Origin of the sequence: Rhizobium sp. NPDC092011 (genome assembly GCF_044756305.1) — a bacterium.
Taxonomy (GTDB): Bacteria; Pseudomonadota; Alphaproteobacteria; order Rhizobiales; family Rhizobiaceae; genus Rhizobium.
The window spans coordinates 1,100,787-1,121,399 of sequence record NZ_JBIVSO010000001.1; the positions used below are offsets into that span (position 1 = coordinate 1,100,787).

The 20,613-nt window shown below is 59.9% G+C and carries 18 protein-coding genes and 1 pseudogene; 14 read left to right on the forward strand and 5 right to left on the reverse strand.

Annotated elements, in window-relative coordinates; all coding sequences use genetic code 11:
* Nucleotides 1–41: 41 nt before the first annotated feature.
* Nucleotides 42–548, reverse strand: a complete 507-nt coding sequence (locus ACIQJ2_RS05120; RefSeq protein ID WP_199149893.1) for an NUDIX domain-containing protein — start codon at nt 546–548, stop codon at nt 42–44.
* 159 nt (nt 549–707) lie between these two features.
* Here ACIQJ2_RS05120 and ACIQJ2_RS05125 point away from each other — a divergent pair, with 159 nt between their 5' ends.
* Nucleotides 708–1,076: a VOC family protein gene (locus tag ACIQJ2_RS05125; RefSeq protein ID WP_400665132.1), complete on the forward strand. Its 369-nt coding sequence runs from the start codon at nt 708–710 to the stop codon at nt 1,074–1,076.
* A 30-nt stretch (nt 1,077–1,106) separates the two neighbouring features.
* On the opposite strand, the gene ACIQJ2_RS05130 is transcribed toward ACIQJ2_RS05125, so the two are convergent.
* Nucleotides 1,107–2,024 (reverse strand): ornithine cyclodeaminase family protein, encoded by a 918-nt coding sequence (locus tag ACIQJ2_RS05130; protein WP_400665129.1) that lies wholly within the window; start codon nt 2,022–2,024, stop codon nt 1,107–1,109.
* A gap of 202 nt (nt 2,025–2,226) precedes the next feature.
* On the opposite strand from ACIQJ2_RS05130, the gene ACIQJ2_RS05135 reads away from it, so the two are divergent.
* On the forward strand, nt 2,227–3,105 hold the full coding sequence (locus ACIQJ2_RS05135; RefSeq protein ID WP_400665126.1) for an aminoglycoside phosphotransferase family protein: 879 nt from the start codon (nt 2,227–2,229) through the stop codon (nt 3,103–3,105).
* A gap of 132 nt (nt 3,106–3,237) precedes the next feature.
* On the opposite strand, the gene ACIQJ2_RS05140 is transcribed toward ACIQJ2_RS05135, so the two are convergent.
* Nucleotides 3,238–3,795 (reverse strand): cytochrome b, encoded by a 558-nt coding sequence (locus tag ACIQJ2_RS05140; protein WP_400665123.1) that lies wholly within the window; start codon nt 3,793–3,795, stop codon nt 3,238–3,240.
* Nucleotides 3,796–4,090: 295 nt separating this feature from the next.
* Nucleotides 4,091–4,384 (reverse strand): annotated as a pseudogene (locus tag ACIQJ2_RS05145) (helix-turn-helix transcriptional regulator); the annotation flags it as partial.
* Between the two features lie 78 nt (nt 4,385–4,462).
* Here ACIQJ2_RS05145 and ACIQJ2_RS05150 point away from each other — a divergent pair.
* From ACIQJ2_RS05150 to ACIQJ2_RS05190, 9 genes are all read left to right on the forward strand, one after another.
* Nucleotides 4,463–7,384: a monovalent cation/H+ antiporter subunit A gene (locus ACIQJ2_RS05150; protein ID WP_199149912.1), complete on the forward strand. Its 2,922-nt coding sequence runs from the start codon at nt 4,463–4,465 to the stop codon at nt 7,382–7,384.
* Nucleotides 7,384–7,722 carry a Na+/H+ antiporter subunit C gene (locus ACIQJ2_RS05155; protein WP_184705189.1) on the forward strand — a complete coding sequence of 113 codons (339 nt, stop codon included), beginning with the start codon at nt 7,384–7,386 and terminating at the stop codon, nt 7,720–7,722. The genes ACIQJ2_RS05150 and ACIQJ2_RS05155 overlap by 1 nt, the downstream gene beginning before the upstream one ends.
* Nucleotides 7,719–9,329: a monovalent cation/H+ antiporter subunit D gene (locus ACIQJ2_RS05160; protein WP_400665119.1), complete on the forward strand. Its 1,611-nt coding sequence runs from the start codon at nt 7,719–7,721 to the stop codon at nt 9,327–9,329. The genes ACIQJ2_RS05155 and ACIQJ2_RS05160 overlap by 4 nt, the downstream gene beginning before the upstream one ends.
* A complete protein-coding gene (locus ACIQJ2_RS05165) occupies nt 9,329–9,805 on the forward strand; it encodes a Na+/H+ antiporter subunit E (protein ID WP_199149899.1) in 477 nt (158 codons plus the stop codon). Before ACIQJ2_RS05160 ends, ACIQJ2_RS05165 begins: the two co-directional genes overlap by 1 nt.
* Complete coding sequence (locus ACIQJ2_RS05170; RefSeq protein ID WP_199090116.1) at nt 9,802–10,083, forward strand: K+/H+ antiporter subunit F; 282 nt, start codon at nt 9,802–9,804, stop codon at nt 10,081–10,083. Before ACIQJ2_RS05165 ends, ACIQJ2_RS05170 begins: the two co-directional genes overlap by 4 nt.
* Nucleotides 10,080–10,463: a monovalent cation/H(+) antiporter subunit G gene (mnhG, locus tag ACIQJ2_RS05175; protein WP_400665115.1), complete on the forward strand. Its 384-nt coding sequence runs from the start codon at nt 10,080–10,082 to the stop codon at nt 10,461–10,463. The genes ACIQJ2_RS05170 and mnhG overlap by 4 nt, the downstream gene beginning before the upstream one ends.
* Nucleotides 10,464–10,809: 346 nt before the next feature.
* Nucleotides 10,810–10,989, forward strand: coding sequence for a hypothetical protein (locus ACIQJ2_RS05180; protein ID WP_400665112.1), 180 nt, complete (start codon nt 10,810–10,812; stop codon nt 10,987–10,989).
* 107 nt (nt 10,990–11,096) lie between these two features.
* Nucleotides 11,097–12,740 (forward strand): NRAMP family divalent metal transporter, encoded by a 1,644-nt coding sequence (locus ACIQJ2_RS05185; RefSeq protein WP_199149902.1) that lies wholly within the window; start codon nt 11,097–11,099, stop codon nt 12,738–12,740.
* 105 nt (nt 12,741–12,845) lie between these two features.
* Complete coding sequence (locus tag ACIQJ2_RS05190; protein ID WP_400665109.1) at nt 12,846–14,513, forward strand: Na/Pi cotransporter family protein; 1,668 nt, start codon at nt 12,846–12,848, stop codon at nt 14,511–14,513.
* 34 nt (nt 14,514–14,547) lie between these two features.
* Here the strand turns inward: ACIQJ2_RS05190 and ACIQJ2_RS05195 are convergent, their stop codons facing one another.
* The gene (locus ACIQJ2_RS05195; protein WP_400665106.1) at nt 14,548–16,902 is read right to left on the reverse strand and encodes a LuxR C-terminal-related transcriptional regulator; all 2,355 of its coding nucleotides are present in this window, start codon (nt 16,900–16,902) and stop codon (nt 14,548–14,550) included.
* Nucleotides 16,903–17,037: 135 nt separating this feature from the next.
* Here ACIQJ2_RS05195 and ACIQJ2_RS05200 point away from each other — a divergent pair, with 135 nt between their 5' ends.
* From ACIQJ2_RS05200 to ACIQJ2_RS05210, 3 genes are read left to right on the forward strand one after another with little or no spacing between them, the layout of a single operon-like run.
* Nucleotides 17,038–18,066: an ABC transporter permease gene (locus tag ACIQJ2_RS05200; RefSeq protein WP_400665103.1), complete on the forward strand. Its 1,029-nt coding sequence runs from the start codon at nt 17,038–17,040 to the stop codon at nt 18,064–18,066.
* Entirely contained in the window at nt 18,066–18,947 is an 882-nt protein-coding gene (locus ACIQJ2_RS05205; protein ID WP_400665100.1) for an ABC transporter permease, read from the forward strand. Before ACIQJ2_RS05200 ends, ACIQJ2_RS05205 begins: the two co-directional genes overlap by 1 nt.
* A 3-nt stretch (nt 18,948–18,950) precedes the next feature.
* Complete coding sequence (locus ACIQJ2_RS05210; RefSeq protein WP_400665097.1) at nt 18,951–20,597, forward strand: ATP-binding cassette domain-containing protein; 1,647 nt, start codon at nt 18,951–18,953, stop codon at nt 20,595–20,597.
* The last annotated feature ends 16 nt before the right edge of the window (nt 20,598–20,613 follow it).

Sequence of the window (20,613 nt, forward strand, 5' to 3'; positions counted from 1 at the left end):
CGTAGTCAAGCGCATCTTCTATTCTAAAGCGGTCTGTTTTCTCATCCAGCAACATTTCGGCGGATGACGTGTTGAACTCCGGCGGGCATGGCTTCGATAAGACCATGCAAGGGAGCAGGCTTCAGATCGAATTGCTCCAAGATAGCTCGCGTCGGCCGCGCCCAGCGAAATTCGAGGTCGGCATTCCCGTCCCTCACGCGGTGGATGATTTCAGTCTCATGAAATGGCAGTGGACGCGACAATTCCGCGTCGTAGTAGAAACCGATTTCATGAACCCTTCGCCCGCCGAGTTCGAAGAAGTTCTCGATGACGAAGCGGAGTGGTCCGATGCTCGCGCCACAGCCAATTTCCTCCTCGATTTCCCGCGCGAGCGTTTCCGAGCCCGCTTCGTGAAACTCCACCCGCCCCCCAGGTAGAACCCAGAAAGGATCGCCGGCGGCGCGATGAATGAGGAGGTGGTCGTTGCAACGGATCAACGCTCCGGCCCTCAGTTGGAACCGCGAGTTTCCTTCGTCCATGACGATCATGGTGCGTGCATCATTCGTCATCGAGCAGTCCTCCAAATGGGCCGAGCCAAGGCGGCGATCTTTCGAGAATTGACATCGCTCCGGTATCCAGAAACGATGAGATGGTCGGAAATGCATGTTTCCGACGCCATTTGGAAGGCCGCTTTGTCTTGGCCCGTCGTTGTCAGTGGGGCAGGTTGCATGCGTTTCGTCAATCCGATCCCTTTCGTCAGGGATATCGAGTGCTCCAAGGCGTTCTATCGTGACATTATGGGCCTTGAGATCCTCAGCGATTTCGGGAGTTTCGTTCTCTTTGAGAGCGGCTTTGCAATTCACGAAGGCAAATCACTCGAACAGACTGTCTGGAAAACAAGCACTGAAACGCTGGAGCCCTATGGCCGTCGAAATATACTGCTTTATTTCGAACACGACGATATCGATACGGCTTTCGAAAAAATCGCAGGGAATGTCGTCCTCATCCATCCCGTCGAACGGCAGCATTGGGGGCAGCGCGTCTTTCGCTTCTACGATCCGGACGGCCATGCCGTAGAGGTCGGTGAGCCGCAGTAAGACGGTGCCATTCGGGAGGGTGTCGGACGCTCAGAGCATGTCGAGAATGGCCGATGCGAGTATGACTTCCGTTCCCGCCAAGCCAACCGAGCAGAACAATGTCGTGTCGTCAGGCGATGTCCGGCCAGGGATCGCCTGGACAACAATATCGGCGAGCTCGCGCATACGATGCTCGTTACGGGATCCGGCGAGAAAAAAGGGAAAGCGGTAGGCGCATGTCTGATCGAGCGAGTCGGTGACGATCACGCTGGCGACATCTGCTATGTCGAGACTGATCTCATGTCCGGAAAGCGTTTTGGGGCCGACGGTATTGATGTGCGCTCCAGCTTTCAGATCGGACGCATGGATTACCGGCATATTGCTGCTCGTGGCGCAAAGGACGATGTCGGCATCCGCGACAGCCCGGGCGACGTTGTCAACCGGTTCCACATTAAGGTCCAGCTGGCGCTGCATGCTTTCAGCGAAGGCCACGCGATTTCGTCGGTCGCGGCTGAAGATGCGAATGGTCGATATGTTCCTTACGGCTGCGGCGGCAAGCAGTTGCGTTCGCGCATGGGGCCCGCTCCCCAAAACGCCAACGGTTCTGGCACTGGGGGAACTGAGGTGACGAATAGCCAGACCTCCGATGGCTCCGGTTCGAAGCTGACCCAATCGTTCACCCAGAACAATGCCTTTAAGCTGCGCATTATCGGCAGACCAAACCGCGACGATTTGCGAGTGCTCCTTTCCGTTAAATGTTTCATAGGCGCGAAAGCCGGCGAGAGGCTGTCGGCCAAGAACACCGCCAATCGTAAAGACGAGGTCGCCATGGTCCGGAAACGAGACATGATGCCGAGGTGGGGCGATCAAGTTGCCCGCTGCTTTCGCTCGGAAAGCGGTTTCCATGACATCGATTGCAAGGGGCATCGATGCAATGCGATCCAAGTCCACATCCCGCAGTATTCTCATCGCCAATAGCCTTCTGTGTAGGGTCATCGTGCAACCTCAAGTGCAGTTAAGGTCAAGCCCCAGGAGCCAGGTGATGCAAAATGGATGCGTTTTTGCGTGGTGTTCCGACACTAGTGCCGGTCATTAAACGGCGGTAAAGGGGCAAATAGCTTGATTTGGCGGCTGCCGATCAGCATCAGCGACAATAGCAACGGGTTTCAGCATGCACGATGACATTGCGCCGGGAGAGGACGTTATTCAGCAGCTGCTGTCGGAGAAGACGCCGCAATGGGCAGATCTTCCCATACGGCGCCTGGCATCCTCGGGCACAGACAATGCGATTTATCGCATAGGGGAGGGGTTGCTCTTGCGCCTGCCCCGTCGCGAAGACGCCGTGCGCCTGATCGACAAGGAGCTCGATTGGTTGCCTCGGTTTGCCGGTCTGCCGCTCGATGTGCCGAGATTGCGTTTCCGTGGAAGCGCGGAGCTTGGCTTGAAATGCGATTTCGGCATTTTCGACTGGATGGAGGGGGAGGTAGCTTCTTCGGCAAATATCGCCGATCCAACCGCCGCTGCCCTGGCGCTGGCGGAGTTTCTGAAGGCGCTGCATCGGGTCGGCACGAAAGACGCACCGCTTGCCGGAGATCTCAACCATCGTCGCGGGGTGGAACTGGACGTTCTGTCCTCGGTTACCTTGCCGGCGATCGACATTCTGGCCGATGAGATTGATGCTCCTGCGGCACGTAATCTATGGCAACGGGCTTGTTCTACCGCGCATCGGGGAGCGCCTGTATGGCTGCACGGCGATCTCAAGGCGGATAATCTGATAGCCCGGGCTGGCCGGTTGATCGGGGTGATCGACTGGGGTCTTTGCGCCATCGGCGATCCCGCTGCCGATTATGCGGCGGCGTGGTCCTGGGTCGATCCTTCCGCTCGCGATGGCTTTCGCGTGGCTTGCGAGGTGGATGATTCCGATTGGCTGCGAGCCGAGGGATGGGCGCTCTACGGCGCGGTCATAGCCCTCAGCTACTATCGCGGCGGGCTGAACGAAGCCCTGTGCGAACAGTCGCGCCTGACCTTATCGCGCCTCGGCATGCGGTAGCCGCCGGCGGATTTGCCGGCTCCGGCCCGAGCGTTTCCGCGTTATTTGAGTCGCGGAAACGCCTCCCTTGTCTTTTTTCTTTCGCATTCCGGAAAACTGTCGCGCACTTTGCTGGGTGTGCTCCGTCGGCCGTTACAGCATACGCTTGAGCACTTCGTCCCGGCGAAAGAAGTGATGCCAGAGCGCTGCGAGAATATGCACGCTCACAATGACATATAGGCAGTAGGCACCGTATTCGTGGATTTCGGCGGCAGTTCTTTCAAGTGCCTTGTCGAGAGGCAACAGGTTCGGCCATTGGAAAAGACCGAACCAGGGCAGGTCGTGGCCCCCTGCCGCGGAGGTCGTATAACCGGCAATCGGCATCAGGATCATCAGTGCGTAGAGCAGAATGTGCGCGCTGCGGGCCGCATAATGGTTGAGAGTATCGAGCGGCTGCTCATATCCAGGCTCGCCGAGTGAGAGCCGGAGCGGCAGGCGGATCGCGATCAGGATGAGCGCCGTCATGCCAAGCGATTTGTGCACGTCGAGAAGCGCGCGGCGCAAAGGTATGCCCGGTGAGAGATACGAGCAGTAGAGACCGATAATGAGCGCTGAAATGATCACAATGGCCATAAGCCAATGCAGGAGGCGCTGTGATGGTCGGTATCGGGTGGCTGACGTGTCGGCTGCGGTGGCGGTCGTGGCGGACATAGGGGTCTCTCCGGTCGTCTGGGGGATACGGCGCGGAGGCGGTCATCGGTCGAAATATGGCTGATTTGAGGGCTCGCCTGTTCACCTTCTCGCGAGCGGGACGCTGATGGGACGATGGGGCCGAAGTCAGGAAAGACGATCGCAGATGCCCATGACTTCGGAGGACCTGCCAATCATTGACACTTGGAGACAAGCGTCATTGCCCGGTCTTTCGTGTTGTCTGAGCATTGTCGCCCAGCATGGACAGGATTTCGCAGCTTTCCGTATGTGCCGGGGCGAGAGCATCTGTGGTAGGAGTCTTCAGGCAGATTCCGATCTCGTGTCCGTGGATGCGAAGGAAGACAATGCCCCCGGTTTCGAGGGCCAGTCGCAGTTGCGCTTCCGTTGCCCGGTGCAGGCTATGGCGATCGCCTTCATAGTCGCGGATCGTGCTGCGGGACACACCCGAGCGGTCGGCGAGGTCCATCTGGGTCCAGTCGAGAAAGCCTCGGGCCGCTCGACAGAGCGCTGGTGTTAAAATCATCGCCATCTTACCTTGACGCGCAGTGCCAAACTGCCCATATTGGTCAATATCTATCATATAGGACATATTAAGCCGGTTTGCTAGAGGTGTTCGCCGCTGTGGCGGCTGAGGTGATCCGGCCGAACGAAGGAACAACGTTTTGGGATAACCAGCGGGCCCATCCTCATTCTAGCACTTTTGGCTCTGCCGTTTATCGGAAGTCTTCTCTCCGTATGTCTGCTGCGCACACAGTCGCGCCGCACGCCGGCCTGGATCGCCGGCTCCGTAACGTTTCTTGCGCTGTTGATCTCGATCAGTTCATACCCAGCGGTCGCTGACGGGGGCGTGATCCGGTACAGTATCGAGTGGTTGCCGCAGCTTGGGCTTGATTTCAGCCTGCGAATGGACGGCTTTTCCTGGCTCTTCTCCGTGGTCATCACGGCCATCGGCTTCCTCGTCATCGTCTATGCCCGATATTATATGTCGGAAGAGGATCCCGTTCCTCGCTTTTTCTCTTTCCTGCTTGCCTTCATGGGGGCGATGCTCGGTATCGTGCTCTCGGGCAATGTCATCCTGCTCTCGATATTCTGGGAGCTGACGAGCATTTTCTCCTTCCTGCTGATCAGCTACTGGCATAACAGCGCCGCCGCCCGCGATGGAGCGCGCATGGCGTTGACGATCACCGGTATCGGCGGCTTCTGCCTGCTGATCGGCGTGATCCTGCTCGGCCGCATCGTCGGCAGCTACGATCTCGACAAGATTCTGGCGTCTGGCGACCTTATCCGCAATCACCCGCTCTATACGCCTACTCTCGTGCTGATCCTGTTGGGCGCGCTGACGAAGAGCGCGCAGTTCCCCTTCCATTTCTGGCTTCCGAACGCGATGGCCGCTCCGACGCCCGTCTCCGCCTATTTGCATTCCGCCACCTTGGTAAAGGCCGGTGTGTTCCTGTTGGCGCGGTTCTGGCCAGTTCTGGCGGGTACGGACGAATGGTTCTATATCGTCGGCGCGGCAGGAATCACCACGCTGTTGCTGGGCGCCTATTTTGCGATGTTCCAGCAGGACCTCAAAGGACTGCTCGCCTATTCGACGATCAGCCACCTCGGCCTCATCACGACACTGCTCAGCCTCGGCAGCCCGCTTGCGACAGTCGCTGCCATCTTCCACATGTTGAACCATGCGACCTTCAAGGCATCGCTGTTCATGGCGGCAGGCATCATCGATCATGAAACCGGTACGCGCGACATGCGCCGCTTGAGCGGTTTGTTCCGATACCTTCCGTTCACCGGTGCACTCGCGATCGTTGCAAGCGCTGCGATGGCCGGCGTTCCCCTGCTGAACGGCTTCCTGTCAAAGGAGATGTTTTTCGCGGAAGCCATCGAGACGCATGCCGATTCGATTCTCGACCGGATCCTGCCCTATGTGGCGACCCTGGCGAGCGCCTTCAGCGTCGCCTATTCGCTGCGCTTCATTCAAACGGTTTTCTTCGGTCCCGCGCCGACAGACCTGCCGATCGCCAAGCCGCATGAGCCACCGCGCTGGATGCGCTTCCCGATCGAATTGCTTGTCATCGTGTGCCTGATCGTCGGTATCGTACCGGCTATCTCCGTCGCTCCCTTCCTGCAGGCCGCCGTCGTCAGTGTTTTGCATGCAGACACACCGCAATACAGCCTTTCGCTTTGGCATGGTCTCAATCTGCCACTCGTCATGAGCGTCATCGCGCTCGTCGGCGGAACCGTGTTCTATTTTGTCTTCAAGGATTATCTGTCTCGATGCGAGGACGGTCCACCGCTGTTTCGCGGCCTCAAGGGGCAGCGCATCTTCGAGCGCGTTCTGGTCGAGGTTTCCTGGAATTGGGCCAGAAATGCCGAAAAGCGGATCGGTACGCGCAACCTGCAGCCACAGCTTCGCTGGGTGGTCGTGACCGGCTTTGCGGCTGGCCTGCTCCCGCTTTATCTGTCCGGCTTTGAGTCACCCCATTTCGCCTTTTCGGGCGCCGATCCGGTCTTCGCATCGGTTTGGGCGATCGGTATCTGCCTTGCGATCGGCACCGCTTTCCTCGCCAAATATCACCGGCTCGCAGCGCTCGTCATGCTTGGCGGTGTCGGTCTCATCGTCTGCATGACCTTCGTCTGGCTGTCTGCGCCGGACCTCGCGATCACGCAGCTTCTTGTCGAGATCGTCACGACGGTTCTCATCCTGCTTGGTTTGCGCTGGCTGCCGAAGCGGACGGAAGGGGGCGATGACACCGTGGAGTTGCGCGCCCGTTTCCGTCGCTTTCGCGACCTTGCGCTCGCGGTTGCCTGCGGCATCGGCATGGTCTTCATATCCTATGCGGTCATGACCATGCCGGCACCCGACGCCATTGCGAATTATTTCCTTGAAAACGCCTATTCCAAGGGCGGCGGTCAGAATGTCGTCAATGTCATTCTGGTCGATTTCCGCGGCTTCGATACCCTGGGGGAGATCGCGGTTCTCGGCGTCGTCGCGCTGACCGTCTATGCGCTCTTGCGTCGTTTCCGCCCGGCACCCGACAGTATGGAGATGCCGGAGCAGCAGCAGATCCAGAACCAGTTCGATGAGGAGCGGCCGGAGCGTTCCGCAGGGGATACCGTGCGTGACTATCTGCTCGTCCCGTCGGTGATCATGCAATGGATGTTCCCCTTCGTGATCACCTTGTCGGTCTATATCTTCATGCGCGGGCACGATCTGCCCGGCGGCGGTTTTTCGGCGGGGCTGACGCTGTCGATCGCGTTTCTGTTGCAGTATCTGGCTGGCGGCACGCGCTGGGCGGAGGACCGCATACGCATTCTGCCGTTGCGCTGGATGGGGGCGGGCCTGCTCGTAGCGACCGCGACGGGCGCCGGCGCCTGGTTCTTTGGCTATCCCTTCCTCACCTCGCATTTCCAGTATCTGGACGTGCCGCTGATCGGGAAAGTGCCGGCCGCGAGCGCGCTGCTCTTCGACCTCGGCGTCTTCCTGCTCGTCGTCGGCTCAACTGTCCTGATCCTTGTCGCGCTTGCGCACCAGTCGATCCGTATCAATCGCCTTCGCGCCATCGAGGCGGACAAGGCAAAGGGGGATTGATGGAACTCATCTTGTCCGTTGCTATCGGCGTCATGACGGCCTGCGGTGTCTGGCTGATCCTGCGTCCGCGCACCTATCAGGTCATTATTGGCCTTTCGCTGCTGTCTTACGCCGTCAATCTCTTCATTTTCGGCGTCGGTGGCGTGAAGACGAACATGCCGCCGCTGTTGTCCAGCAGCGTGCCGACATCGACGCTGGCCGATCCGGTGCCGCAGGCACTGGTGCTGACGGCGATCGTCATCGGCTTTGCGACCACCGCGCTCTTCCTGGTGGTGTTGCTTGCCTCGCGCGGGTTGACCGGCACCGACCATGTCGACGGAAGGAGCGACCGGAAATGACAGGCTGGTCGCACCACCTCATCATTGCTCCCATCCTGCTGCCGCTGGTCGCCGGTGCCGTTCTTCTGTTCATCGATGAGCGCGATCGCACCTTGAAGGCGCTCGTCAGCCTGGCCGCCACGCTGTTGCTCGTTGGTATTGCGTTGACGCTGTTTCGCGCCGAAAGCGGATCGGCAGGCCGGGAGCAGGCTTATCTTCTCGGAAACTGGAGTGCGCCTTTCGGCATCGTGCTGGTGCTCGATAGTCTTTCGGCGCTTATGCTTCTGCTGACGTCGATTGTCGCTGTCGCCGCATTGATCTTCTCGCTTGCACGCTGGCATGCGGTCGGCGCCCATTTCCATACAATGTTCCAATTGCTGCTCATGGGCGTCAATGGCGCGTTTCTGACCGGCGATCTCTTCAATCTCTTCGTCTTCTTCGAAGTGATGCTGGCCGCCTCCTACGGCCTGTTGCTGCATGGCTCTGGGCCGCTTCGCGTCAAGGCAGGGCTGCACTACATAGCGGTCAATCTCGCGGCGGCGCTGCTCTTTCTCATCGGCGTCAGCCTGATTTACGGCACGGCGGGAACGCTCAATATGGCGGATCTGGCTGTGCGCATTCCCGAAATGACCGCTGACCGCCGCATGCTCATGCAGGCAGGCGCCGGCGTGCTTGGCATCGCCTTCCTGATCAAGGCCGGCATGTGGCCGCTCTGCTTCTGGCTGCCGACGGCTTATAGCGCCGCATCAGCACCCGTGGCTGGCATATTCGCCATTCTGAGCAAGCTCGGCATCTACGTCATCCTGCGACTGACCATGCTTCTCTTCGCGCAAGGTCCCTCGGCCGGATTCGGCTCGACCATGCTTCTCTACGGCGGCATGGCGACGCTGATCTTTGGCATCATCGGTGTACTGGCATCCCAGGCGCTCGGCCGGCTGGCCGGCTTTTCCGTGCTGGTGTCGTCTGGAACCCTGCTGATGGTGATCGGTATCAATGATGGCTCCATCTCCGCGGGCGCTTTGATGTATCTCGTCAGTTCGACGCTCACGATCAGTGCCTTCTTCATGCTGATTGAGCTCGTCGAGCGCGGACAGGATGCGGGCGCCAGCGTTCTTGCCGTCACCATGGAAGCCTATGGGGATGCCGAGGAGAAGGAGCCGGAGGCAGGCGAAGGTGTCACCATGCCCGGCACCATGGCGATGCTTGGAATCTGCTTTGCCGCCTGCGCGATTCTGCTCGCTGGCCTGCCGCCGCTTTCGGGCTTCGTCGCCAAGTTTGCAATGCTCTCTGCCATGATGGGCACAGGTGCGATCGGCGTGCCGCCGAGTGCTTCCGTCTGGGCGCTCATCCTGCTGGTGATCCTGTCGGGCATCGCTGCGCTGATTTCCATGACGCGTGCAGGTATACGCACATTCTGGAGCTCGCTTGAGGGCACGGTCCCGCGGGTGCTCGTGATTGAGATCTTGCCGGTCATGGGCCTGCTTGCCCTGACGCTGGCGCTGACCATCTGGGCAGGCCCGGTCATGCAATATATGGAGGCGACGATTCGCACGCTCAGCGATCCCGGCATCTACGTCGATGCGGTCCGCAAGGCGGCAGTCGTGTCGAGCAAGGCGGGAGGTTCGTGATGCTGCCGTATCCGCTCTTGACCCTTGTCTTGATCCTGGTCTGGCTCCTGTTGAACGGCTTCACGCTCGGCCATCTTCTTCTTGGAATCGTCGTCGCTGTCTTTGCCTCCTGGGCCATGGCGTCGCTGCGTCCCGAAAAGCCGAAGCTCAAAAAGTGGTATCTGCTGCCCAAGCTGTTTTTCCGTGTCGTCTATGACGTACTGAAATCGAACGTGCAGGTGGCCTGGATCATCCTGCGGGGCCGCACGCGAAACACAACGCCGGGCTTCGTTACCCTGGAACTTCGGGTGAGGGACCAGATCTCCCTTGCGCTGCTTGCCGTTATCCTCACCAGCACGCCGGGTTCCGCTTGGTTGGAATATGATTCCAACGACAACACCGTGTTGCTCCATGTGCTTGATCTCGAGAATGAGGTGGTGTGGCGCGACACCGTCGCCAACCGCTATGAAAGCCTGTTGATGGAGATATTCGCATGAGCGCGATGATCATCCAAATATCTGTCGCGGCAGCCCAGTTGATGATTGTGGCTGCCATGGCGATCTCGTCTATCCGCATGTTTCGCGGACCTCGCGCCCAGGATCGCATCATTGCGCTCGATACGCTGTATGTGAACGCGATGCTGTTGCTGCTGACCTTCGGGATCAGTACGGGGCGGGTCGTCTATTTCGAGGCCGCGTTGGTTATCGGCATGCTTGGCTTCGTCGCGACCGTTGCGCTTGCAAAATTTCTGATGCGCGGGGAGGTGATCGAATGAGCACCCCATTCGAAAGCGTGCCGCTCTGGGCCGCAATTCCCATCGGCGGCCTGCTTGTGGTCGGCGCTTTTCTAACGCTCGTTGGCGCTATCGGCTTCCTGAAAATGGGAACCTTCTACGAGCGTATTCATGCTCCGACATTGGGAACGAGTGGCGGCATCGGCGCGATCATGGTGGCGTCGATGATCTTCTTTTCGACCTCGATGCATTCTCTCGTCATTCATGAACTCCTGATCGGCATCTTCGTAACGGTGACGACACCCATCACCTTCATGCTGCTCGCACGAGCGGCGCTCCATCGTGATCGCGCCGAGCAGAATGGCAATGTTCCGCCCAAGAGCGCACAAGCCGAGCCATCGACCGAGCAGCCCTCGCCATAAGGTGAGCATGCATTGGCGTCGAAGCCACCCGGCAGCGGCACCTATTATACCAAGGTATTGGTTGATCCTTTTTCCTAGCGGCGTATACACCGATATATCCCGAATGTTTTCATTCCGGGATGTTCGGCATAGCCGGACGAGTAACGTCACAGAGGACCACATGAACCCGCGATCTAGTAGCCAGCAAACGGAATGCGACAGTCGACGCTTGTCGAACGTCCTTGCCGCCGTGCTGACCCAGCGCCCGGGCAGACCATGTGACCGTGAGGGCCTTCGCCGCCGGCGTTGACCCGCGGCACTGGCCTCCCGGGTTCGAGCAACGTCGAACCAGGAGGAGGTCAGTTTTATGACCACCATCTTCAAACTCGCCGCCATGGCCGGCGGCTCGATCGTCCTATTCTCGCGCTATCGCGTTGAATGGTGGCCCGGCATATTCGCCTGGCCAATCAACACGCGGATCGGGTCCGTATTCCGGTCGCGTCTCCAACAGCAATCGCCCGCCATCTCAACCGATTCATCGGATTGAGCCGCGCGGCCGGATTGCTGCCGGAGATGCTCGCTTAGGCCGCCCGCAGGCGGCTTCCCCCAGGTAATCGATGAAGACGTCGCGATCCGTCGCACGGGAGTAAGACTATGGATAATTTGAACACAAACGGCGCAGCATCGGCTGTCCTCGACACAGCGCATGTCGGCGACATCCGCGGCGCACTCGGCACAATCAACCACGGCGACGTTGCCGCCCGCACCACCTGGCGGGCACGTCTCATGACGCTTCTGGCCATTATCGGACCCGGCCTGATCGTTATGGTCGGTGACAATGACGCCGGCGCCTTTGCCACCTATACCCAGGCCGGACAAAACTACGGCACGTCGCTTCTTTGGACGTTGCTGCTCCTCGTGCCGGTGCTCTATGTCAATCAGGAGATGGTGCTGCGTCTGGGCGCAGTCACGGGTGTTGGCCATGCGCGCCTCATTCTCGAGCGTTTCGGCAAGTTCTGGGGCGCCTTCAGCGTCATCGATCTGTTCATCCTCAACGGGCTGACCATTGTCACCGAATTCATAGGCATCAGCCTGGCGCTCGACTACCTCGGCGTGTCGAAAATCGCCGGCGTTGCCATCGCTGCGGCGCTAACCATGATTGCCGCCAGCACGGGCAGCTTCCGCCGCTTCGAGCGCTTCGCGCTGATGCTGTGCCTCGGCAGCCTTCTGCTCGTACCGATCGTGCTGGCCGTGCATGTTCCGGCGCATCAGATCCTCCGCGATCTGACGATCCCCAACCTGCCTGAAGGCAAGCTGTCCGACATCCTCCTGCTCATCATCGGGATCGTTGGTACGACGGTGGCTCCCTGGCAGCTGTTTTTCCAGCAGAGCTATGTGATCGACAAGCGCATCACGCCGCGTTTCATCGGCTATGAAAAGGCGGATCTTTGGCTTGGTATCGTCATGGTCATGATCGGCGCTGTGGCAATGATCGTATTCTGTGCAGCCATCTTTCAGGGGCAGCCTGAATTTGGCAACTTCACCGACGCTGGTGGCATTGCCGCAGGGCTGGATAAATATGTAAGCCCGACAATGGGCGTATTGTTTGCCATTGCTTTGATCGATGCGGCAATCATCGGTGCTGCCGCCGTATCGCTCGCAACTGCCTATGCGATCGGCGATGTTCTATCCCTCAATCACTCGCTGCACCGCAAGGCGAGCGAAGCCAAGGGATTCTATCTGGTCTATTGCGGCTTGATCGCTGCTGCTGCGGCTCTCGTGCTCATTCCTGGTTCGCCGCTCGGTCTGATTACGCTTGCCGTACAGACGCTCGCCGGCGTGTTGTTGCCCAGCGCCACCGTATTTCTGCTGCTGCTGTGCAATGACAGGGCCGTGCTTGGCCCCTGGGTCAATGGCAAGGCGATGAACCTGTTCACGGGTGCTGTCATCGCAGTGCTGGTGATGCTGTCAATCATTCTGACGGCCTCCGTTCTCTATCCGGAGATCACCGGCGAGCAGATAGTCTGGATCCTTGCGGGCGGAACCGTAATCGGCCTTGCCGGTCTGGTTGTCACCGGGATGCTGAAAAGTCGATCCGCCGATCGTGGCGAAATTCGGCAGCTCGTCAAAGACCGGTCGCTGCGGCTCACTTGGCGTATGCCGCCGCTCTCCGCTCTGGAGCCTATCCAGCTCTCGCTCTCCAGGCGAGTGTGGATGGCCGTGCTGCGCGGTTATCTTGTCGTCGCTGTTGGCATGGTGCTTGTGCGTGTGATCCAGCTGGCGCTCAGCCAGGGCTAAACCCACTCATGGCGATCATGCCATGCCACGCAACCAACGACGTCCGGCGGGTCGACCGCCGGCGTCTTGCTTCCGAACGTTCTCACCTTCAACCGGATATATGCAATGACCGGCAGCCTCGTCATTCTGGAACTCATGGGGCACGTTGCGCTTCTCCTTTGGGGCATGCGCATGGTGCAGAGCGGCATAGAGCGGGCGTTCGGTTCGGATCTGAGGCGCGTGCTTGGCCGCGCCCTGCGCAATCGCCTGGTTGCCGTCGCTGCGGGCGCAGGGGTCACGATGCTGCTTCAAAGCAGCACCGCGACCGTCATGATGGTCACCTCCTTTGCTGCGCGCGGCGCCGTCGCTCTCGTTCCTGCTCTGGCCGTCATGCTGGGCGCGAATGTCGGGACGGCGCTGATCGTCAAGGCGCTCTCCTTCGATGTTTCATTCATTTCACCGCTGCTGCTGCTGGCCGGTTATGTTGCGTTCAAGCGCGGCCCGAAGGGGCGCGTTCGGCATCTGGGACGTGTCTGCATCGGTCTTGGCTTGATGTTGCTCGCCCTGCATGGCCTGGTGCAGGCAATCCAGCCGGTGAGCACAGCTCCCGTGCTGCGCAGCATTCTCGACGCCATCACCGGCGACCCGGTGCTCGACGTATTGTTGGCAGCGGCGCTGACATTCGCCGCTCACTCCAGCGTTGCCGTGATGTTGCTGCTCGTTGGGCTCGCGGCCGGCGACGTCGTGTCGCCGATTACCGGTCTCGCATTGGTTCTCGGCGCAAATCTTGGCGGTGCGCTGCCGCCTGTATTCGAGACCAGCGGCACCAATCCCGCCAACCGCCGTGTTCCGGTCGGCAATCTCCTGTTTCGTGCGATCGGCTGCATCGCCGTGCTGCCGTTCCTGCATCCGCTGACGGACCTCCTGCAGAAGGGTGGAGCCGATCTGGCGTCGGTGCTCACGAACTTCCACGTCGCCTTCAACGTCGTTCTGGCAGTCGTCTGCCTTGGCCTGTTGGGGCCGGCGCAATCGCTACTGATCAAGCTTTATCCCGAAAAGATCAAATCGGCTGGAGAGGCCGCGCGTCCGCTTTTTCTCGACAAGTCGGTGCTGGAGACCCCTTACCTGGCGCTTGCCAGCGCTGCGCGTGAAATCCTGCGCATGGGCGATCTGGTTGATGCGTTGTTGCGTCTGGTTCCGGCCGATCTCTCCAAGCTGGACAAGCAGGCGACCTCAAAGGCGGTTCGGCTTGGGCAGGAGCTGGATATGCTACACGGCGCCGTCAAGGCCTATCTGGCGCGCCTGGAGCCATCGGAGCTTACCGATCGCGATGCCAGCCGCTTGTCCGATGTCATCGAATTTGCCGTCAATCTCGGGCACGCCGGCGATATTCTCGAGCGCTGCCTCGAACAGGTCACGCGGCGTGCCGAGGGTTCGATCAACCCGGCCGACCAGGCGGCCTTGCAAACGATTCAAGCCGAAGTCGGAGCCGATCTTCGACTGGCGCTGTCGACCTTGACGACGGAAGATCCGCGCTCGGCCCAGGAGTTGGTGGATGCGAAGCGCCATCTCAACGAAGCGGAGCGCACGGCGGCGAGGGACCATCTTACGCGTCTTGGCGGCGCCAATTCTTCCGCCTTGCTCGGTTCGAGCAGTCTGTTTCTGGCAACATTGCGCGATCTCAAACTGGTGAACTCCCATTTCGCGAGCATCGGCTATGCTGTTCTTGGAGCCGAGGATAGCGGGGCGAGCCGCGCACTGCAGGAGCAGACCAACAAGGCCCCTCTGGTTTGACGTTGCCGAAAAACCGACCGACTGCCCGGTTGGATCAGAGCCAGCCGAGGGCTGTCGCGGCACGGATTGCCTCCGCCCGACGGCGACAGCCAAGCTTGCGAAATAGATTTCCGAGGTGAAACTTCACGGTCACTTCGGAAATGCTGAGCGTATTGGCGATGCGCTTATTGGACATGCCGCTGGCAATCAATTGCAACATCTGCGTCTCGCGTTGCGATAGGCCACCTTGTAGTGCCCGGGCCTGTGGCGAATTCACGGAAGCGGCAAAGAGCGAGAGTGCGGTGCGGACATCGGATGATGTCTCGATGAAGCCGCGAATACGCTCGTTCTTCAAAAGCGGGGAGAGAAAGATGCGCTCTTCGGAGAGCACGCCGTGACACCCGAGGCGGGTCGACGCTTCGAGTGCGGACAGGAGGTGGGCACGGGTCGCCGCCCGGTCGCGGCGCTGGTAGGCGGCATAGCTCTGCCAAAGTTGCAGTGCGACTTTCTCGCGGTTCGTCACCTTGGGGTTGGCGATCAGCGCGTCGATCTGACGTGAGAGATAGAGACGGGGCGTCGCAAGGCGGACAGCATCGCGCAGCCAGGCCATTGTGTAGGAAATTTCGTCGCGCCTCGTCAGGCGCGTCAGCTCCTCATGCGCGCTCTCGACCCAGTTGCGGCCGATCCGCATGCGGACTGCGGAAAGCGTGACGGCAGCGTCGCCCCAGCGATCGGCATTCTGATAGGCGATGGCGGTTCGGATTTCCATCATGGCGTGGAACTGCAGTCCCTCCGATAGATGAATCCAAAGTCCATCGAGAAATCCTGGCCGGATCGCCATCGGGAAATGGTCGGCTAGAATCTGTGAGGCATAGTGAAGGGCAAATTGCATGAGGCTGGGCCAGATTTCGGCGGCGGCGAAATTGTCGAATTCGTCCTGAACGAATTGGAGGAGATCGCGCGGCTGGCCTGCTTCATAGGCGACGCAAGCTTCCATCAGGCGTAACATGCGAAATTCCGCCTCCGCCATGTGCGGCACCTGCTCAAGCTTGTGACGGGCATCTCTTGCGGCGCGCCTTGCGAACAGCGCATCGCCGCTCATCAACCGCAACACCGTCTGATGCAGGTGGATGAAGAATTCGAGCAGTGGCTGGCCGCCCATGTGGCCGAGATAGATCAGCGCCCGCGCGGCAGCTGCTTCAGCTTCCCGAAAGTTTCGGCGGCGGATTTCGAATTCGAGCAGCGCGTTATAATAGGCAGCCCATTTGCCGTGGTCGCCCATGGGGTAGTCGGCCATGAATTCCCCGAGGCGGGTGATCATGGCATCGGTCGGCACGAGGTCCTCGGAAATCATGAGGTTCAGCCTGAAGGTTCGCGCCGCAAAGGAAAATCGCGATCCGCGTAGCAAGACCTTGAGCGGGTCGAGATAGTCCGAGCCCAGATGTTTGCCGACGAGATGGCGGACACGCTGCAGCTCTCCGAGTTTCAACAGCATGCGGGCGAGTGCGAAAAGCACGATCTCGTTGGTCGCGATCATTTCGTGAGAAAAGCGCATGATGATGTCACGGAACGCATCAAGGCTGTTTCTGTAAATCAGCTCCAGCCCTCGGGATCGTTCCAGAATTTGCGCCGCATGTGCCTCGTGCCCGTGGTCGAGAAGCAGGGTCATGGCCGCCAGTGCCCGCCCGGCTTTCTCGAAGGCAGACGCGACCTCGATCACGGCGACGGTGTTCTCGAACGTCGCGAGACGCTCCTTGACGGCAATGATGAGAAGCTGGCGCAGCTCGATGTGCTTGTCCGGCTCGTGGATGAGGAGGGGCGGCAGCAAGCCGGCCCAATCCGCATTGGCCGTTGGCATCGGGGCTTCAAGCCAGATCGAGAGTGTGGCGGTTTGCGCCGGTGAAAGATGAGCCAGAAAATTCTCGCGCAAATAATCGACAGCCAGGCGTGGGGCTCTGGAGCGGGTCAACGGCAGAAAGGCGGGCCAGCCGGCATAATGCTCAAGAAGGCTGCGCGCCTCCTCCACGGGCAATCCGCTCAATTCCTCCGGCAAGAAGGTCAACTCGTCCGCATGGATCGTCGCCGAGCCGCGATGAAGAATGAGCCGCGCCAGGCCGCTGATGCGCTGGTCGGGACGGCAGGCAATGACCAGTACGTCCATGTTTTCCAGCAATTGTGCGGAGAGACGCGCCGACCGGGCCGAAACCGGCACGTCCCAGAAAAGCCACCCGTCCTCGATGTCGCTCAGGCGAGGTTGCTGCAAGTTGCACACATGTTTGCCCATCGCGTCGGCGGCCATAGCAAGCGTTACGGTCTTTCCTGCCCCGGCAGGGGCTCGCAGGAAGATGACGCCGGCTCGTTGGCCGGTGATGCGATGGCAAAGGCGTTGGCGAGGGATCGGCATATCCATGTCGCTTTGTAAGCGATGACGGATCGATAACCTATACCATAAGGCTGAAAAACTATACTTTTGAGCGGTTGTTCGCCGCCCACAGATGAGGATTGTTGTCTGTCAGTTAGCTGGCGAACAAGGAACCTCCCGTCGATGCAGCAACATCCATTGGTCGCCATCCTGACGCGGCTCGGCACTTTCGTGCTGGTCATGATCGCGCTCTCAATCATGATTTTCGCGCTTGCGCGCGTCGTGCCGGGCGATCCGGCGCGCATGGCTCTCGGCCCGGCGGCAACGCAGGAACAGGTCGATGCGCTGCGCGTGCAGATGGGTTTGGATAAGCCGCTGCCGGTGCAATATGCCGAGTATGTCGGAAAGGCGCTGCGTGGCGACCTTGGCATGTCTCTGGTCTCGCAGCGCCCAGTCACGACTGACCTCGAACAGACGGTGCCCGCCACGGTCGAGTTGGTTCTCGTTTCCGTAATCTTCATGTTCGTGGTGGCTATCCCGCTTGGTGTGATAACAGCCCATTTTCGCGATCGCGCGTTGGATCACATCGGCCGTATCCTGTCGCTGACCGGCGTCACCATTCCAAGCTTCCTGTTTGCGATCAGTCTGCAATTGCTGGCGGCTCGCTGTCTGCCGAGCTGGCCGATCATTGGCCGCCTTGATCATTCACTGAGCTTTCAGGCCGGCCCGACCGGCTTCCTGTTGATCGACAGCCTGTTGGCCGGACGTCTGGACGTGTTTCTCGATGCGCTCCAACATCTCATCCTGCCGGCATTTGCGCTTGCTATGGCCGGCATCGGGCAGATTACCCGCATCACCCGGTCCTCCATGCTGGAGAACCAGCGCAAGGATCACGTTCTGACCTTGCAGAGCTTCGGCGTGCCGGAGCGAGTCATCATCTTCCGCTATCTCCTCAAGCTGTCGTCGATCGCACCGCTGACGATCATGGGGCTCGAATTCGCCTCGCTCATCGGCAATGCCTTCGTCATCGAGATGGTATTCGCTTGGGGCGGCTTTGCCTCCTATGGGCTGAACGCCATCCTGCAGAAAGATCTCAATGCCGTGACCGCCGTGGTGCTGGTCGCCGGCCTGTTTTTCATCGTTGCGAACCTGGTCGTGGATGTCCTGATCTCGATCATCGACCCGCGCCAGCGCCGCAGGGAGGCACGCTGATGGCCGATATGAAGATGCTTGATGCCTCCGATCGCGCACTGAGCACGGGCTACATGATGTGGTATCGCTTCAGCCGCAACCCGGCTGCGGTGATCGGCACGCTGATCCTGGTTTCCGTCGTCGTGCTTGCGGTCTTTGCGCCGTGGCTTACTCCGTTTCCGAAGCACGTCGGCGCAGTCGTCGATTTCCGCGCGCGGCATGTCGCGCCGGACGCCACCCATTGGTTCGGCACCGACAAGGTGGGCCGGGATATCTTTTCCCGTACCGTCTTCGGCATGCGTGTTTCCCTGCTTCTGGTGATCGGTGTGCTCGGCATTTCCGTGCCCATCGGCACGGTACTCGGCCTGGTCGCCGGATATTTCGGCGGCTGGGTCGAAAAGATCATCACCGGGCTCACCAATGTGATGCTTGCGATGCCACCGCTGGTCATGGCGCTCGCCGTCTCGAACCTGCTTGAGCCGAACTTGATGAACGCGATGATCGCGATCACGCTGCTGTGGTGGACGTGGCATGCGCGGCTGATCTATTCGGTTTCCAAGTCCATCGCATCCGAGGACTATATCGAAGCCGCTCGCCTTGCCGGTGCGGGGCCGATGCACATCCTCTTCCGTGAGATCCTGCCGAATTGTGTCGCCGTTATTTCCGTCAAGACGACGCTCGATGCGGCTTTCGTTATCCTGTTCGGCGCCACCCTCAGCTTCCTCGGTTTCGGCGTGAAGCCGCCCATTCCCGACCTCGGTTCCATGGTCGCCGATGGCCGCCAATTCATGCCCAGCTATTGGTGGGAAGTCGTTTGCCCCGGTGCCGCGGTTTTTTACGTGACGCTTGGGTTCAATCTCCTGGGCGACGGCTTGCGCGACATGTTTGATGTGGAGGGCTGATCCATGACAGAGCCGCTTCTCAAGATCGACGCTCTCAACGTCTCTTTCACGACCTACGGTCGCACCCGTCAGGTATTGCGCGATATCGCCCTGACTGTCGCGGCAGGCGAACGTGTCGCACTCATCGGCGAAACCGGATCGGGCAAGTCGGTGACGGCAAAGGCAATCATCGGCACTTTGCCGAAGAACGCCACCATCAGTTCCGGTACCATCTCGGTCGCGGGTCGCGATGTTCTGAAAATGCAGCGACGGGAGCGTGAGGCGCTGAAAGGCACGGCCTTTTCTTTGATCATGCAGGACCCGCTTTCTTCCTTTAACCCGGTCTTCAAGATCGGGACGCATCTCGACGATGTCATGCGTTTTGCGGACAAGCGCGATGGCGTCCGTTCGTCGAAGGCCGAGCGACGTACGCGCATTGCAGCCGTCTTGCGGCGCGTGCAGCTTGCCGATGGCGAACGTGTGATGAATGCCTATCCGTCCGAACTTTCGGGCGGTATGCGCCAGCGCGTATTGATCGGGCTTGCACTGTTGCACCAGCCGAAGCTCTTGATCGCTGACGAACCCGGCACGGCGCTCGACGTGACGACGCAGGACGAGATCCTCAATCTCATCAACCAGCTGGTGATCGAGGAGAACATGGCGCTCCTCATGATCACCCACAATCTCGGCGTCGTGCGCAAGGTCGCGGATCGCGTGGTGGTCATGCATCACGGCGATATCGTCGAGGCAGGCCCTTGCCGGGAGATCCTGACCAATCCGCGCGAGGCCTATACCAAGGCGCTTCTCGATGCCGTACCGCCGCTTTATGGCGACCGCGTCACCGATCTGCCGCAGAGCGATCATGCTCCGATCGTCAAGGTGGAGGGCCTGAACAAGATTTACGGCAGGAAGCCCGGCTTCCATGCCGTTCGCGACGTCAATCTCACACTGCGTCAGGGTGAAATCTTCGGACTGGCGGGCGAGTCCGGCTCGGGCAAGACGTCGGTCGCGCGCATTATCATGGAGTTGTCGCGCCCGACGTCGGGCAGCGTCACCATCGATGCGACGGCTCCTGGCCGTGGCAAGCGGCTGACGCAGATCGTCTATCAAAACCCCGGCACCTCGCTCAATCCGAAGCGCAACGTTCAGCAGACGCTTGCGCTGCCCTTGAAATCCATCGGCATGGATAGGCCGGCTCGCGAAGCGCGGATGAAGCAGCTCATGGATCTCGTGCGCCTGCCGCAATCCTATCTGGCGAAGTACCCGCACGAGCTTTCAGGCGGCCAGAAGCAGCGTGTGGCGATTGCACGTGCGCTCGCTGCCGAGCCGAAGATCCTGATCCTGGACGAGCCGACGGCAGCGCTTGACGTGTCGGTGCAGAAAACCGTGATCGAGCTGCTGTTGCAGCTGCGCGAAGAACTTGGTCTCACCTATCTGATGATCTCGCATGACCTGTCGCTGATGCGCAATTTCTGCTCGCGCATCGCCATCATGCTGCGAGGCGAAATTGTCGAGGAAGGACCGACGCCGGCGGTCTTTGCCGCACCCAATCACCCCTACACACGCGCGCTGATAGCCGCAATTCCCGTCGTCACCGACGAAGAAGAGCGCCTGAAGCCCATCGTGAGCGAGGAAGAGCGCACGCGCTTCCTCGTCAAAACCACAGACTGATCGAAGAGGAGCCTAA